Origin of the sequence: Nocardia amamiensis (assembly GCF_015477605.1) — a bacterium.
Taxonomy (GTDB): Bacteria; Actinomycetota; Actinomycetes; order Mycobacteriales; family Mycobacteriaceae; genus Nocardia; species Nocardia amamiensis_A.
The window spans coordinates 43,944-58,144 of sequence record NZ_JADLQX010000020.1 but is presented as its reverse complement, the minus strand read 5'-3'; the positions used below and the strand labels follow the sequence as shown (position 1 = coordinate 58,144).

13 protein-coding genes and 1 pseudogene are annotated in these 14,201 nt (G+C 68.4%); 8 read left to right on the top strand and 6 right to left on the bottom strand.

What is annotated here, in order from left to right:
* The first annotated feature begins 30 nt into the window (after window positions 1-30).
* Together IU459_RS24670 and IU459_RS24665 are read left to right on the top strand one after the other, a co-directional pair.
* Window positions 31-1,158, top strand: a complete 1,128-nt coding sequence (locus tag IU459_RS24670) for a hypothetical protein (RefSeq protein WP_195131943.1) — start codon at window positions 31-33, stop codon at window positions 1,156-1,158.
* A gap of 185 nt (window positions 1,159-1,343) precedes the next feature.
* A complete protein-coding gene (locus tag IU459_RS24665; RefSeq protein WP_195131942.1) occupies window positions 1,344-2,057 on the top strand; it encodes a DUF1906 domain-containing protein in 714 nt (237 codons plus the stop codon).
* A gap of 70 nt (window positions 2,058-2,127) precedes the next feature.
* On the opposite strand, the gene IU459_RS24660 is transcribed toward IU459_RS24665, so the two are convergent.
* Window positions 2,128-2,487, bottom strand: coding sequence for a hypothetical protein (locus IU459_RS24660; RefSeq protein WP_195131941.1), 360 nt, complete (start codon window positions 2,485-2,487; stop codon window positions 2,128-2,130).
* Window positions 2,488-2,614: 127 nt separating this feature from the next.
* Window positions 2,615-3,409, bottom strand: a complete 795-nt coding sequence (locus IU459_RS24655) for an Rv1157c family protein (RefSeq protein ID WP_195131940.1) — start codon at window positions 3,407-3,409, stop codon at window positions 2,615-2,617.
* Between the two features lie 260 nt (window positions 3,410-3,669).
* Here IU459_RS24655 and IU459_RS24650 point away from each other — a divergent pair.
* Window positions 3,670-4,962: pseudogene (locus IU459_RS24650) on the top strand (mannosyltransferase); the annotation flags it as partial.
* Between the two features lie 30 nt (window positions 4,963-4,992).
* Here the strand turns inward: IU459_RS24650 and IU459_RS24645 are convergent.
* Both IU459_RS24645 and IU459_RS24640 read right to left on the bottom strand, forming a co-directional pair.
* The gene (locus IU459_RS24645) at window positions 4,993-5,292 is read right to left on the bottom strand and encodes a 4a-hydroxytetrahydrobiopterin dehydratase (RefSeq protein ID WP_195131938.1); all 300 of its coding nucleotides are present in this window, start codon (window positions 5,290-5,292) and stop codon (window positions 4,993-4,995) included.
* Between the two features lie 51 nt (window positions 5,293-5,343).
* Window positions 5,344-5,520, bottom strand: coding sequence for a hypothetical protein (locus IU459_RS24640; protein ID WP_195131937.1), 177 nt, complete (start codon window positions 5,518-5,520; stop codon window positions 5,344-5,346).
* 155 nt (window positions 5,521-5,675) lie between these two features.
* Here IU459_RS24640 and typA point away from each other — a divergent pair, with 155 nt between their 5' ends.
* The 5 genes from typA to IU459_RS24615 all read left to right on the top strand — a co-directional run bounded on the left by typA (window position 5,676) and on the right by IU459_RS24615 (window position 11,915).
* Window positions 5,676-7,574 (top strand): translational GTPase TypA, encoded by a 1,899-nt coding sequence (gene typA / locus IU459_RS24635; RefSeq protein WP_195131936.1) that lies wholly within the window; start codon window positions 5,676-5,678, stop codon window positions 7,572-7,574.
* 895 nt (window positions 7,575-8,469) lie between these two features.
* Window positions 8,470-10,281, top strand: coding sequence for an ABC transporter family substrate-binding protein (locus IU459_RS24630; RefSeq protein ID WP_440446529.1), 1,812 nt, complete (start codon window positions 8,470-8,472; stop codon window positions 10,279-10,281).
* A complete protein-coding gene (gene mshB / locus IU459_RS24625; RefSeq protein WP_195131935.1) occupies window positions 10,278-11,165 on the top strand; it encodes an N-acetyl-1-D-myo-inositol-2-amino-2-deoxy-alpha-D-glucopyranoside deacetylase in 888 nt (295 codons plus the stop codon). The genes IU459_RS24630 and mshB overlap by 4 nt, the downstream gene beginning before the upstream one ends.
* Before the next feature lie 166 nt (window positions 11,166-11,331).
* Entirely contained in the window at window positions 11,332-11,490 is a 159-nt protein-coding gene (locus IU459_RS24620; RefSeq protein ID WP_195131934.1) for a hypothetical protein, read from the top strand.
* The gene (locus IU459_RS24615; protein ID WP_195131933.1) at window positions 11,487-11,915 is read left to right on the top strand and encodes a hypothetical protein; all 429 of its coding nucleotides are present in this window, start codon (window positions 11,487-11,489) and stop codon (window positions 11,913-11,915) included. The genes IU459_RS24620 and IU459_RS24615 overlap by 4 nt, the downstream gene beginning before the upstream one ends.
* 99 nt (window positions 11,916-12,014) lie before the next feature.
* Here IU459_RS24615 and IU459_RS24610 read toward each other — a convergent pair whose 3' ends face one another.
* Window positions 12,015-13,628 carry a PH domain-containing protein gene (locus IU459_RS24610; protein WP_195131932.1) on the bottom strand — a complete coding sequence of 538 codons (1,614 nt, stop codon included), beginning with the start codon at window positions 13,626-13,628 and terminating at the stop codon, window positions 12,015-12,017.
* A complete protein-coding gene (locus IU459_RS24605) occupies window positions 13,625-14,122 on the bottom strand; it encodes a PH domain-containing protein (protein ID WP_195131931.1) in 498 nt (165 codons plus the stop codon). Before IU459_RS24605 ends, IU459_RS24610 begins: the two co-directional genes overlap by 4 nt.
* Between the last annotated feature and the right edge of the window lie 79 nt (window positions 14,123-14,201).

Sequence of the window (14,201 nt, the reverse complement as noted above, 5' to 3'; positions counted from 1 at the left end):
CATCGAGAGGTGAGGGTTTCGGAACTACTGATGCAGCCGACCGACGAACCGCGTAGTGAGCCGGCCTGGATCGACTATGCCGAATTCGGCCAGCGTTTCGTCGCGCACGCCGTGACCGCCGCCCGGATCGAATCCGCCATCTCCAGCATGGCGGGCCGTGGGCTGACCATCGGCCCGGTGTCGATCGGCCCGGCCGGGCTCGCCGGTTTCGTCGCCGAGGGCAAGGTCGGCACGCCGCGCGTCCTGCGCCGCGGCCCCCGGGTGACGTTCGAGGTCACCGTTCCGGTGTCGTTGACGCTGAAAGTGCTGCTCGGCGGCCGGAAACTGCGGCTGGAGGCCCGGGTGGAGATCGATCTGACGCTGCACGCCCGCACCGCCGAACCCGTGCTCATCGTCATCGACATCCCGCCGATCACCCAGCGTGACATCAGCTTCGTCCTGCGCGCCCAAGCGGTGGAGTCGGCCTGGGAGTGGCTGCTCGACCCGATCGCCGGGGTGGTGCAGCGTGAGGTCGCCTCCCGGGTGAACGCCATGCTGGCCGACCGGCAGACCCGCCGCAATCTGGTATTCGACATCGAGGCGATGGTCGGCGGCACTCGGTCGGCGCATCGGGGCTCCGCCGGATTCGACTGGATCGGCTACGACGAGTTCGGCCATCGGTTCTTCGCCCACATCGTGACCCGCCAGCGGGTGTTCGACGTGGTCGAGCGATTGGCAGGCAGGCCGATCGAGGTCGGTCCGCTGCAGACCGGCCCGCGGGGCGCCGCGACGGTGACGGTCCGCGGAGCGGTCCGGATCCCGCGGCTGGTGGACCGGCCGGACGAGCTGGTCGCGTTCGACCTGACCCTGCCGGTGAGTCTGGAGATCACCGTGGATGTCTTGAAAGCCAATCGCTATCGTGCCGATGTGGAAGTGCCTCTTGTGCTCACCGCTCGGGCGGCCGACCTGTTGCAGGTGGTGATCGACGTTCCGCCGCCGGACCCGGCCGACGTTCGCATGGAGTTCGCCGCGCACGGCGCTCGCGCGGCCACGCTCGGTGCGCTCGCGGGGATCAAGAAGCAGGTCGTGGCGCAGGTCGTCGCGGTGGTCGGCAAGGAACTGGCCGACCCGTCGATGCGAACCATCGACGTTGCCGCGCGCATCGACGGCATCGCCTGATCGGCCTGCCGATACCGCACGAATCGGGCGTGTGACCAATGTGAAATATGTGTCTCCTGGGTCTAGCGGTTCCCTTGTGAATATGGTGAAATGAGTACACGTTCGAGGCTCCCGGCGCGCGATGGTTAGGGGAAGGTGCGCCGGGCACGCTGCCATCCATGTCGGGTCGCGCGAAGGAGTCCACGATGCGTTCTCATTCGGTATCCCGGCGGGATCTATTCGTCTACGCGGCCGCGGCGGCCGCCGTCGGTGTGGCCGCCGGGACGGCTCCGGCCTCAGCCGGACCCCCGCTCGGAACCCTGATCGATTACGCGGGCGGCGTACCCTCGGCCGCGGCGATCAAGGAGGCGGGGCACCTCGGCGTCATTCGCTATGTCTCCGATCGCAGGCCCGGCGCCGAGTGGATGGCGGGCAAGCCGCTGCGCGTCACCGAAGTCGAGCGGCTGAAAGAGGCGGATCTGCGGATCGTGTCGTGCTATCAATTCGGCAAAGGGCCGACCGCGGACTGGCGTGGCGGGCTGGAGGCGGGCAAGCGGCACGCCGAGCGCGGACTCGCCCTGCATCGCGCCGCCGGCGGCCCGGACCACGTGCCGATCTACGCGTCCATCGATGACAACCCCTCGGCGGCCGACTTCGCCACCATGATCGCGCCGTACTTGCTGGGTTGGCAGGCCGTGCTCGGCAAGGAGAGGACCGGCGTCTACGCGAACGCCCCGACCATCGAGCTGGCTACCGCCGCGGGACTGTGTTCTTGGTACTGGCAGCACGATTGGGGCACGCCGGACGGCTTCGTGCACCCTGCCGCCCACCTGCACCAGTTCGAGATCGACAAACGGTCCATCGACGGGGTGGGCATCGATCTGAACAATGTGCTCGCTCCGGAGTACGGGCAATGGTGATCGTGTACCGCTGAGCCCGGTCGGTAGCCCCGCTTGGCTTCATGGTGCCCGCGGGCGGCCCGGCGGCCGGCTAGGTCTGGCAGTGGCTCATGGGCGCGACTCGTAAGTCGGGCTCGTCGTCCGGGACGACGCGCAGCATCGGGCGGCTGTCCGGCGCCTCGTGGTCGCCGAGCCAGGAGAACAGCGACCACCGGGACAGACCGGAGAACGCCGAACCGAGGCTGGCGAAGGAGAACGACGAGATCGCCGAGCCGAACGATCCCACGGACCCGATCGAGAGCACCGAGCCGACGCTGCCGATGGACAGGATCGAATAGGCCGAGCCGATGGACAGGATCGAACCTTCGGAGCGGATCGACAGGATCGAGCGGTGCGAGCGGCTGCTCCGGATCGAATGACCCGGGTGTGTCGAACGATCGATGGTCGCCATAGTTAGCGGTCTACCACAGTCCGGGCGGGGACATACGTCATCGCGCCAGATCCTTCCGGGATCTCGGCGACCGTGGGTATGCGTGAGGGCGGCGACTCCGGTGGAGCCGCCGCCCTCGGACGCGAACTCAGGCGACGGTGAAGAACCCGAGCGTCGGCAGGAAGGAGCAGGTCCGCGGCTCGGCGTCACCCGCCTGGGTGGTCAGCGAACCGCCGACCACGGCGACGATACGACCGGAACCGGTGTTGGCGATGGCCGACAGTGTGGCGGGGCCCTCCGGGTTGATCTTGGCCTCGTCGGTCAGCGGCAGGACGCCGGACTGACGGGTGTCCAGGTTCAGCCACTGCACCGTCATGGGCGGGTTCTGCACCGGCGTCGGCGACTTGGTGCCGAGCGCGGTGAACACGAATCCGGTCTGACCGGCCTGCGGGCCGGGCGGCGGCAGGGTGGCCGGGCCGGGCACGGCCAGCGCGGTGCCGACGGAGTCGGCGGTCGGGCTGATGCAGCCCTTGCCGATGGTCGGGTACAGGAACTGCGCGATCACCGGGCCGTCCTGCGGGACCTCGGGGCCACCGCCGCCGCTGCCGTCCAGGAAGGTGATGATGCGCTCCAGCGTCGACTTGATCTGCGGCGGCAGATTCAACGTGGCGAGCAGCCTGCGCGCCTGGTCCAGAATCGCCGACTGGGGGCCCGCGATACCCGCCGGGCTCGCGATGTCCGCCGGCCCGGCGATGGCCCCGACGATGGCCGGGGCGAGCGCGGCCAGCGCGTCCACCGGTACGCCCTCGGGGACCATCGGAACGCTCTGCGTCGTCGCCGCGGGTGCGGGGGCAGCGGTTGCTGTCATCGGCGCGGCAAGCGTGGCGCTCGCCGCGATGGCGAGTGCGGACAATGCGATCCGCGATCCTCGGGTGCGAAGCACTGGTCTGGCCGTCCTTATCTCGGGTACAACTCGGTCCGATTGCTAAAAGCCATCGTTTCGGGGGTCACTCTAGGGACATTGCGGCTATGTGTACAGCCACAGGGTCCGAATGGCGCTGTGGACGATCAGTGTTAGCAGACTGTAGTACGCCACTGGTGTTACTGGTGTGAAATTTGATGTAAATGTTACCGGTGGTTCGAGGGTGGCACCGGGCGGATTCTCGCTGCGGCTAATCTAATCCGTGCCGTCCGCGCTGTCGCCGGAACACTCCGGAGTCCGGGCGTGCCGAACCGACACACCGCACTCGAGCCGAAAGCAGCGATTTGAATCGTCACCTCCGATGGGCTGTGTCGGTGCTCGGTCTGTCCGTGCTGGCCCGGTTGCTCTGGATGTTGCTGTCGCCGAACGGGATGAACCTCGTCGATCTGCACGTCTACGTCGGCGGATCGGCCGCGCTGCTGACCGATCAGCTCTACGACTTCACCTACGCGGAGAAGACGCCGGACTTCCCGCTGCCGTTCACCTATCCGCCGTTCGCGGCACTGGTGTTCTTCCCGCTGCACTACCTGCCGTTCACCCTCGTCGCGGTGGCCTGGCTGCTTGCGATCGCGGCCGCGTTGTACGCGGTGGTGCACATCGGTTTCGAGCTCATGTTCGGTGCGGAGACGCTGCGCGAGCCGCGGTGGCGGGTGGCGACGGTGGGCTGGACCGCGCTGGGGCTGTGGCTGGAACCGGTGCGCACCACGATGGACTACGGCCAGGTCAACGTGTTCCTGGTGCTCGGCGCGATGCTCGCGGTGCGCAGTTCGCGATGGTGGGTCTCCGGCGGGCTGGTCGGCATCGTCGCGGGCATCAAGCTGACGCCCGCGATCACCGGTCTGTATTTCGCGGCGCGGCGCCGGTGGGCGACCGTCGCCTGGTCGGCGCTCGTCTTCGGCGCGACGGTGGGCGTGAGCTTCTTGATCGCGCCGATCGAGGCGCGGCAGTACTTCGGCACCTTGCTCGGTGACGCCGATCGGATCGGGCCGGTGGGCTCGGTGTGGAACCAGTCGCTGCGCGGCGCGCTGAGCCGAATCCTCGGTCACGACGTAGAATCCGGGCACTGGTGGATCGCGGCCGTGCTGCTGGTCGCGGTGCTGGGATTCCTGGCCTGGCGCGCTTTGGAGCCGGACGACCGGCTCGGCACGTTGATCGTGGTGCAGCTGTTCGGGCTGATGATCTCGCCCATCTCGTGGTCGCATCACTGGGTGTGGCTACTGCCGACGGTGCTGTGGCTGGTCTACGGGCCGCTGCGTGCGGTGGCCGGGGCGCGCGTCATCGCGGGCTTCTGGGTGGCGACGATGCTCGTCGGCGTGCCGTGGGTGCTGTCCTTCTTCCAGGATTCGATCTGGACCATCTCACGTCCGGGTGTGCTGGCCTGGCTCGGCGCCGTCGACGTGCTCGGCGTCGTGGTGTTCTACCTCTGGGTGATCCGCTCCGGGCGCCACCGCGTGCGATCAGGGCCAGCGGAGCAAGCGCGCGTAACCGTGGAAGATACCGCGCGCGGCGCATAGCGACCGCCGCGCGTGAAAAGCGCCGCAGATTCACCCAGCCCGCGTTACGAGACGATCGATCTCGTGCGCCAGCGCGACGTCCAGCGCGGTGAGCCCGCCCGCGGAGTGGGTGGACAGTGTGAAGGTGACATTGCGCCACCGGATGTCGATGTCCGGATGATGGTTGGCGGTCTCGGCGACCTCGGCGACTTCGCGCACGAGTTCGATGCCCGCGGGAAACGTGGGCGCTTTGACGGTGCGGACCAGGCTGTCCCCTGATCGCGCCCACTCGGGCAACTCGGTGAGTGCCTCGGCGATTTCGATATCGGAGAGCAGTGTCTGCTGTGCCATAGCTCCTTACTCCTCGTATCGGGCCGCACAGAAACGGTTGCGGCGCTGGGCTCAGGCTGCGCGCGCCTGCTTGAGTGCCTTCTTCAGATCCTTGCCGCTGATCCCGGCGGCTTCGCACTTCTTCATCCGCATGATGACAACGGGGCACTTCAAGCAGCGCGTCTTCTTCCGACAGCACTTCTTCTTCGGTTTCAGACTGGAAACCTTCTTCGCTTTGACCTTGCCCACGGCGGTTAGCATACCCTTAGTACAAAGCCTGAAACGTTGGGGGAACCGGACTGCCGGTAGGGTGTACCTGGCCGCGATGCCCGGTGAGTCTCGATTCTCCACCTGTTTGCAGGGGTCGGCCGAGCACCAACACCTAACAGCAGGAGGATTCAGGCGTGTCGTCTGCACGCGATTTTCGCAACGTCGCCATCGTGGCCCACGTCGACCACGGCAAGACGACGCTGGTCGACGCCATGCTGCGCCAGTCCGGCGCCTTCGCCGAGCGGGCCGAACCCGTCGATCGGGTGATGGACTCCGGCGACCTGGAGCGCGAGAAGGGCATCACCATTCTCGCCAAGAACACGGCGGTGCACCGCCACCATCCGGATGGTTCGGTCACCGTGATCAACGTGATCGACACCCCCGGGCACGCCGACTTCGGCGGTGAGGTGGAGCGCGGCCTGTCCATGGTGGACGGTGTGGTGCTGCTGGTCGACGCGTCCGAGGGACCGCTGCCGCAGACTCGCTTCGTGCTGCGCAAGGCACTTGCCGCGTCGTTGCCGGTGATCCTGGTCGTGAACAAGACCGACCGTCCCGACGCCCGCATCGAGGAGGTCGTCGAGGAGAGCCACGACCTGCTGCTCGATCTGGCCTCCGATCTGGACGACGCCGCCGCCGAGGCCGCCGAGCTCGCGCTCGACCTGCCGGTGCTGTACGCCTCGGGCCGGGAAGGCAAGGCGTCCAAGGAGCGTCCGGAGAACGGGCACGCGCCGGACGCGGAGAACCTGGACGCGCTGTTCGACGTGCTGATGGAGTGCATTCCCGCCCCCAAGGGCGATCCGACCGCACCGTTGCAGGCGCATGTCACCAACCTGGACGCTTCGGCGTTCCTCGGCCGCCTCGCGCTGGTCCGGGTCCACAACGGCGAGCTGCGCAAGGGGCAGAACGTCGCGTGGATGCACGCCGACGGCGTCAAGCAGGTGAAGATCACCGAGCTGTTGCAGACGGTCGGCGTGGAGCGCCAGCCCGGCGAGGTCGCGGTGGCCGGCGACATCGTCGCCATCGCGGGCATTCCGGACATCATGATCGGTGACACCCTCGCCGACCTCGACGAGCCGGTCGCGCTGCCGCGCATCACCGTCGACGAGCCCGCCATCTCGGTCACCATCGGCACCAACACCTCGCCGCTGGTGGGCCGGGTGCAGGGACACAAGCTGACCGCCCGCATGGTGAAGTCGCGGCTGGACCAGGAGCTGGTCGGCAACGTGTCGCTGCGCGTGCTGGACATCGGCCGCCCGGATGCCTGGGAGGTGCAGGGCCGCGGCGAGCTGGCGCTGGCCATCCTGGTGGAGACCATGCGCCGCGAGGGCTTCGAGCTGACCGTCGGCAAGCCGCAGGTGGTCACCAAGCAGGTCGACGGCAAGGTGCACGAGCCCTACGAAGAGCTGACCATCGACTGCCCCGAGGAGTACCTCGGCGCGATCACCCAGTTGCTCGCCGCGCGCAAGGGCAAGATGGTGCAGATGAACAACCACGCCGCCGGCTGGGTGCGAATGGAGTTCATCGTCCCCTCGCGTGGCCTGATCGGATTCCGCACCGACTTCCTCACCGAGACCCGCGGCACCGGCATCGCGAACGCGGTGTCGCACGGCTACGCGCCGTGGGCAGGGGAGATCCGGGCCCGGCACACCGGCTCGCTGGTGTCCGACCGGTCGGGCACCGTGACGCCGTTCGCCATGATCCAGCTGGCCGACCGCGGCCAGTTCTTCGTCGAGCCCGGCGCGGACACCTACGAGGGCCATGTCGTCGGGATCAACCCGCGGGCGGAGGATCTCGACATCAACGTCACCCGCGAGAAGAAGCTGACCAATATGCGAAGCTCCACCGCCGACGTGATCGAGACCCTGGCCAAGCCATTGCAGCTGGATTTGGAAGGCGCGATGGAGTTCTGCGCCGCCGACGAGTGCGTGGAGGTCACGCCGGAGGTGGTCCGGGTGCGCAAGGTGATCCTCGGGCAGAACGAGCGTGCGCGGGAGCTGTCCCGGCGCAAGGCGCGGGACCGCGCGGCGCTGTAATCAATTGCCGTGGAAGCGAATCCGGCGTCGCGGGTGGCGCCGGATTCGCGGCCGGGCGGGTGCTGGAGTCGCTGCGGCGGACCGGTGACGTCCTGGTGGTCGGTCGCGGCGAGCGAGAAGTACCAGCGAATCGTCGCGCGGTAGCTCTGGGCGCCAATTCATCGTGACTTTCCGAGGAATTTACTGCCGAGGACGATTCCGCGACGGTCTGATTGCTTCGTTTCAGGTTTGTGCACGTTGGGTAATCCCTGTGGTCGGGGATTCGGGAACGCTGGTATCCAGGTAATTCTCCGCGACCATTCGCTTGCTTCCCGGTCTCGCACCGTGTCGGTCTCGCACCGTTTCGTGGAACTCCGAGCTTGTCCGAATAATTGGTTTCGACCGTGCGGCCGCTTTCTTGGTTGTGCGGCACGGTTGGAATCTGCCGCTGAATCAGTTTCGTCCTCTCACGCTGTGCCCGTCGGGTTTGTGCGCCGTATATAGGCCACCGTGCTCGCGCATGTGGTTGTGTGTGCCAGTCGGTGTGACGGCGCGCTACAGCTCGAAAACCGTTGGTGTGCAAGGTATGTAACAGCGAGCGTTTCGGCAGTGTCGGTACGGGGGCCGCGCACGAGCACGGACGTTTCCTTCCCGTTCGCCGTGTCGACGCGAATGTTCACTTTCGCGTGCACCGCCATCGGTCGACGGATTTTCGGCGCTATCGCCGTGCATATGGATTGCGCTCGTCACTTGCGGGCCTGCGAATGGTGGCTGTACGGATTCTCCGATTATTTGCCGACTGCCGACCAGGTTGGTGTGGCACGGTGTCGCGGACCCCGCGGTGCGCTTGTGCTTTCATCCGTCGGCGATATCGGATCGGTATCCCCGATCACTCTTGTGACACCAGGAATCTGCGATCGGACCGGACTCTGCGGTAGAGTTCCCGAGCGTGAAAGTGGGCGCAGGAAAACGCGCAGCGTGGCGCACGTTGTTGCCGACCATGGCAGTGCTGACGCTGATCGGCAGTTGCGCGGCCAACCCGCCGCCGCCCATCGAAAGCACCGACAGCCCGAAGACCACGCCGGTCAAGCCCGCGGAGACCACCGTCGTCGTCGCCTTGGACACCATCGGCACGGCCTTCAATCCGCATCTGCGCTCCGATCAATCCGCCGCCACCTCGGCCATCGCCTCGCTGGTGCTGCCGAGCCCGTTCCGGCCGGTGCCGAGCCCGACCACGCCGGGAGCGACGGCGTGGGTGCCCGACTCGTCGCTGCTGCTCTCCGCCGACGTGACCGCGCAGGAACCGTTCACGATCACCTACAAGTTGCGCAACGAAGCGTCCTGGTCGGACGGAGCGCCGATCGCGGCGGAGGACTTCCGCTACCTGTGGCAGGAGATGATCTCCGAACCCGGCGTCGTAGATCCGGTCGGATACCGGTTGATCTCGGATGTGAACTCCTCGGCGGGTGGCAAGACGGTCACCGTCGTGATGTCGCAGCCCTATCCCGGCTGGCGTGAGCTGTTCACGGATCTGCTGCCGTCGCATCTGCTGAAAGACGCTCCCGGCGGATTCGCCAGGGGGATGAACGGCCAGGTCAATGGCGTCCGGGTGTCCGGAGGCCCGTTCGGGATCCGCTCGGCGGACCCCGGACGCGACGAGATGCTGTTGGAACGCAACGACCGCTTCTGGGGTACACCGGCCATGCCCGGCCAGATCCTGCTTCGCCGCGGCGGCACGCCCGCGCAGCTGGCGGGCTCGCTGCGCACCGGTGACGTGCAGATGGCCTTGGTCCACGGCGGCGTGGCGACCCAGGCGCAACTGGGCGCGATTCCGTCGGTGCGGACCGCGATCATGCCGCAGTCACGTGTGCTGCAACTGGTGCTCAACGGGCGCAAAGGGGAGTTGAGCGATCCGCGGGTCCGCTCGGGCGTGCTCGCGCTGCTCGACCCCAACCTGCTGGCGACGGTCGGCGCGCAGACCGGCAATTGGGTGGAACCGGCTCGCGCGCAAGTGCTCGCACCGTCCGATCCCGGTTATGCCCCCACCGCGCCGCCGCGGCCCTCCGCGGACGAGGCGTTCGCGCTGCTCGCCGCCGCGGGATACGGCCGGGCGCCGGAGCCGCCACCGGCCTCCTCACCGACCTCGCCCGCGCCGCAGCCGCGCACCGTCGGCAAGGACGGCAAGCCGCTGACCGTGCGCATCGGTGCGGTCGACAAGGATGCCACCGCGCTCGCGGTGGCCAATACCGCCGCCGACCAATTGCGCAGCGCGGGCATCGACGCGACGGTGCGCAGTGTCGCGGCCGACGAGCTGTACGGCAAGGAATTGATCGAGGGCACGGTCGACGCCATCGTCGGCTGGGAGGTGGCCGGTTCGGACCCGGCGACGGTCCTGGCGTCCCGCTATGGATGCCCGCCGCCCGCGGTGCCCGGGCTCACCGGCCCGGCGCAGGCCATCGCCGAGGCGGCGCAGCGGGCGCCGAGCAACCTGTCCGGCGTGTGTGATCCCGGCCTGCAGCCCGCGATCGACGAAGCGCTGCGCGGGGTGGACGTGGGCCGGGTGCTCGCCGAGGCCGAGCCCAAACTGTGGGCTATGGCCACGGTGCTGCCGATCGTGCAGGACAACGCCGTCGCCGCGGCCGGCCCCCGGGTGGACGGAGCTTCGCTCAGCGGCGCCATCCAGGTCGGCATCTTCGGCGACGCGTCGCTGTGGCGCAGGATCCCGTGACCTCGGCGGCAACGGGCGGGCTGCTGCTGGTGCACGCCCACCCGGACGACGAATCCATCACCACCGGAGGGACGATCGCGCACTACCGCCGTCGCGGCGTGCCGGTCACCGTGGTCACCTGCACCCTCGGGGAGGAGGGCGAGGTGATCGGCGACGAATGGGCGCTGCTGGCCGCGGAACACGCCGACCAGCTCGGCGGCTATCGCATCGTCGAACTGACCCGGGCGCTGGCGGCACTGGACGCGGGCCCGCCGCACTTCCTCGGCGGCGCGGGCCGCTGGCGCGATTCCGGGATGGCGGGCACTCCCGCCGCGCGCAAACCGCGAGTGTTCGTGCGCTCCGGGGTCGAGGCGGTACAGGCCCTCACCGACGTGGTGCTGCGGGTGCGGCCGCAAGTGGTGGTCGGGTACGACACCAAAGGCGGATACGGCCACCCCGACCATATCCGGGCGCACGAGATCACCACCGCCGCCGTGCAGGCCGCGGCCGACCAGGGCTGGGATACTCCGAAGTTCTATTGGACGGTCACCGACGCCGACATGCTGCGCCTGCACACCGCCGCGCTGGCCCGGCGCACCGTCGAGGGTTTGCCCGGCGCGCTGCCGCCGGGCTGGCGGCTGCCTGCCGAAGGCGAGCTCGCGAGCGTGCCCAGCCACGCGGTGACCACCACGGTCGACGTCTCCGACGTGCTGACGGCCAAGCGCGCCGCGCTGCGGGCGCACGCCACTCAGATCACCGTCGCGCCGTCCGGGCGGGAATTCGCCCTGTCGAACAATGTCGCCCAACCGGTGCTGCCGGAAGAGCACTTCATCCTCGTGCGCGGTTCGCGCGGTCCGGTCGGGCCGGACGGGCGGGAGCACGACTTGTTCGCGGGTTTGGACTGACCGAAGACGTCGCGGAGACAGCCCTCGGATGTGGCTCGGGGAAGTGGGATTCGAGCGGGCTTCGCCATCGCGGCGCGAGCCGCACACCGGAGCCTCGTGGTCGCGAACCTCCCGGTGGACGGAGAACTGATCATGTGCGTGGGAACGCCCGAATAGACTCGGCAGTATGTACAACTGGGAGCTCCAGAACGCGATCGCGTCGTTCGTCGACAGCATGAAGCCGCACTGGCAGGAGCAGCACGACGTGTATATGACGGTGCTGTACGCGTTTGTCGACATGCAGAGCCACCTGTTGACCCTCCTCGGTTATCCGCCGGTGCCGTGACGACGAAAGTCGACGACCAGGCTCCCGCCGCATCCGGCGCCGCCCGGCTCGCGGTCGGCCGCGTACTGGCCCAGGTGATCCTCGTCGTCCTGGTCTTGGACGCCCTGCTCACCTTGTCGATCGAGGTGTTGTACTTGCCGACCTATCTGGGGTCCACCGCGTTCCCGATCGCGGCTGCCCTGGCCGGTGCGGTGAACGTGCTGCTCGTCGCGGGCGTGCGGTCGGTCACCCAGCGCACCTCGGCCATGGGGCTTCCGCTGGCCGCGTGGGCGTTCGGGTTCCTGATCTGCGCGAGCGTCGGCCCCGGCGGCGACATCCTGCTCGCCAGCGACGGGCGCACCGCGCTGCTGCTGTTCTGTGGACTGCTCCCGCCCTTGGCGTACATCTACTTCCAGATGAACGCCAGGGTGTTCCGCCCGCGCTGACTCCAGTCGAGCCGGACTGCAAACCGACACCAGCCGCCATCTGATGGACCTTTCCGACCAGGGCGGACCACGGTGCGGGTCGGGCAGGATCGAGAGCTGTCAGCGCGTGCCGAGCCGCCCCGGTGTCACGGCCTCGATGAGCTCCCATGCCTCGTCGATCGGGATGTCGACCACCGCGTAGCGCTTCTTGCCCGCCGCGGTCGCCGCGACCACCGTGGCGACTCCGGCGCGGCGCTGGAAGAAGGTCCGACGCACGGTCCAGCCGATCACGCCGGGCGCCTCGAGGCAGTCCCGGTCCCGATCGAGGGATCCGGAGCGGGTGATCAGCCAGGTCGGGCTGGTGGCCGTGCGGGAAAGTACGGCGTGGCCGAGGCCGCGGTAACGGTCTTCCGCCAGGGCGATCGCGACCGGAGCGGCGAGGCCGGGCAGCAACCACCACCACGGCGAATAGCCCGCTCCGGCCAGGCCGAGATAAGCCATCGCGACGGCGAGGAATGCGACCGGAGCGAGTGCGCGCGTGTGCCTGCGCCGCCGTGCGGCCGAGCCGTGCGCGATCAACGGCGTGCTGCCCGGCGCCGGACTGGCATCCGATGCCCCTGCGCCACTGGGGATCGCGTCCGCGAGGACGGGAATATCGTTGTCGCGCATCTTCTCCGGGGCGAGCAGATGGCTCAGGGTGTGTTCGACCGCGCGGCGCGGTGCCTGCGGCAGGATCTTCTGCCGCGGATTCTCGCCGGTCATGATCGCCTCGAGCTCGGCGCCGCCCGCCAAGCGCAGTAGCAGCGGTTCCTTCACTGTGGCCCCGCGCAGGCGGGCCAGATCCAGGGTGATCTGGCGCGTGGTGAACAGGCCGTGGCGCAACTGCAAGGTCTTGCCGTCATCGCTGACGCGCAACCCGAAATAGGTGGTCAGGTAGTGCGCGCACGCGGCGGCGCTGACCAAGAGGACGATGGCGCACAGCAGCGCGGCACCAGCGAGCGCCAAGGCCGCCCCGCCGCCGTCTTCCACGTCGTGCACGGCGTCCGACTGGAACACGATCTCGCCGAGTCCGTACTGGAAAGCGACGCCGACGATCGGCGCGACGATCGCGAACCCGGTCAGCGACAGCGGGGCGTAGCGCACCCACGCCGGACGCCAATGACCGATCTCATGCGCCGGAGTTCGTGTCGTAGCGAGACCGATAGATGCGTTCTCCGGCGGTACTTTTCGTTCCTCGGCTTCATCCACTTGGCCCGCCGCGTGCGCGAGCAGCGCGGCGCGCAAGGGCGGCACGACCCGCGCGTCCAAGGCGTCGAGCTTGAACTGCTCACCGGAATCGGCCTGCTGCCCCGTTCCGATCGCCAGGACGGCGAGCCCGAGCACCCGATGCAGCAGATCCGCTTCGATGTCCACCGAACGGATGCGCGATCGCGGCACCGACAGCTTCTTGCGCTGCAGCAACCCGGTCCGCAACTCGACGTGCGTCGGTCCGACCCGGTACGTCGTGGTGAACCAGCGGGTGAGCGCGAACCCGACGATCAGCACCACCGGGATGATGCTCCATACATGATTGCCGCTGCTCGTACCGAGGATCACCGAACCGATCAGCACCGGGATGAACTTCACCACCTCGGTGATCGGATGGACCAGCAGCATCCGCTTGTCGAGCCGCTGCCACGGCTGCCCCGCCTGCGCGGCGCCCGCCTCGGCAGGGTTTGCGGTGCGTTCACTCATGTCGCGTCCCCGCGGTGCTGGGCGGCGATCCGGGTCAACCGGGTCACGGTCTCCTCGGCGATGGGGAGATCGAGGGCGGTGATCTGCACCGCGCCCGCCGAGGAGGCGGTGGTCACGGTGACCGTCGCCAGGCCGAGCAGACGTTCCAGGGGTCCGCGTTCGGTGTCGACCGTCTGCACCCGCGAGATCGGCGCGACCCGGCTCTCCTGGGTGAGCCAGCCGACCCTGGTGTACACCGCCTCGTCGGTCACCTCCCAGCGGTGCACGGTGTACCGCCACCACGGCACGACGCCGATGTTCAGCGCGGCCAGCGCCAACGTGACCAGGAAGACGCCGAGTTGCCAGCCGCGGTGCGCGGAGTCCAGCAGTGCCCACACGATCTGCGCCGCGAAGGGAATCACCCAGGCCATCGCAGCCTGCGCGGTCCACAGCAGCTTCGCCTTCGGGCTGGGGCGCCAGGCCGGGTCGGCCAAGATCGTGCGCGACTGCGACATCCTGCCATGGTTGCACGATCGCGCAGCCGCTGTCGCAGGCAATCGCCCGCGGACCGAGGCGATGTCGTGCGCACCGACC

Excerpts from the sequence above, each read along its gene's own strand:
- IU459_RS24670 (WP_195131943.1), top strand. The coding sequence starts at position 31 with ATGCAGCCGACCGACGAACCGCGTAGTGAGCCGGCCTGGATCGACTAT.
- IU459_RS24665 (WP_195131942.1), top strand. The coding sequence starts at position 1,344 with ATGCGTTCTCATTCGGTATCCCGGCGGGATCTATTCGTCTACGCGGCC.
- IU459_RS24660 (WP_195131941.1), bottom strand. The coding sequence starts at position 2,487 with ATGGCGACCATCGATCGTTCGACACACCCGGGTCATTCGATCCGGAGC.
- IU459_RS24645 (WP_195131938.1), bottom strand. The coding sequence starts at position 5,292 with ATGGCACAGCAGACACTGCTCTCCGATATCGAAATCGCCGAGGCACTC.
- IU459_RS24620 (WP_195131934.1), top strand. The coding sequence starts at position 11,332 with ATGTACAACTGGGAGCTCCAGAACGCGATCGCGTCGTTCGTCGACAGC.
- IU459_RS24610 (WP_195131932.1), bottom strand. The coding sequence starts at position 13,628 with ATGAGTGAACGCACCGCAAACCCTGCCGAGGCGGGCGCCGCGCAGGCG.
- IU459_RS24605 (WP_195131931.1), bottom strand. The coding sequence starts at position 14,122 with ATGTCGCAGTCGCGCACGATCTTGGCCGACCCGGCCTGGCGCCCCAGC.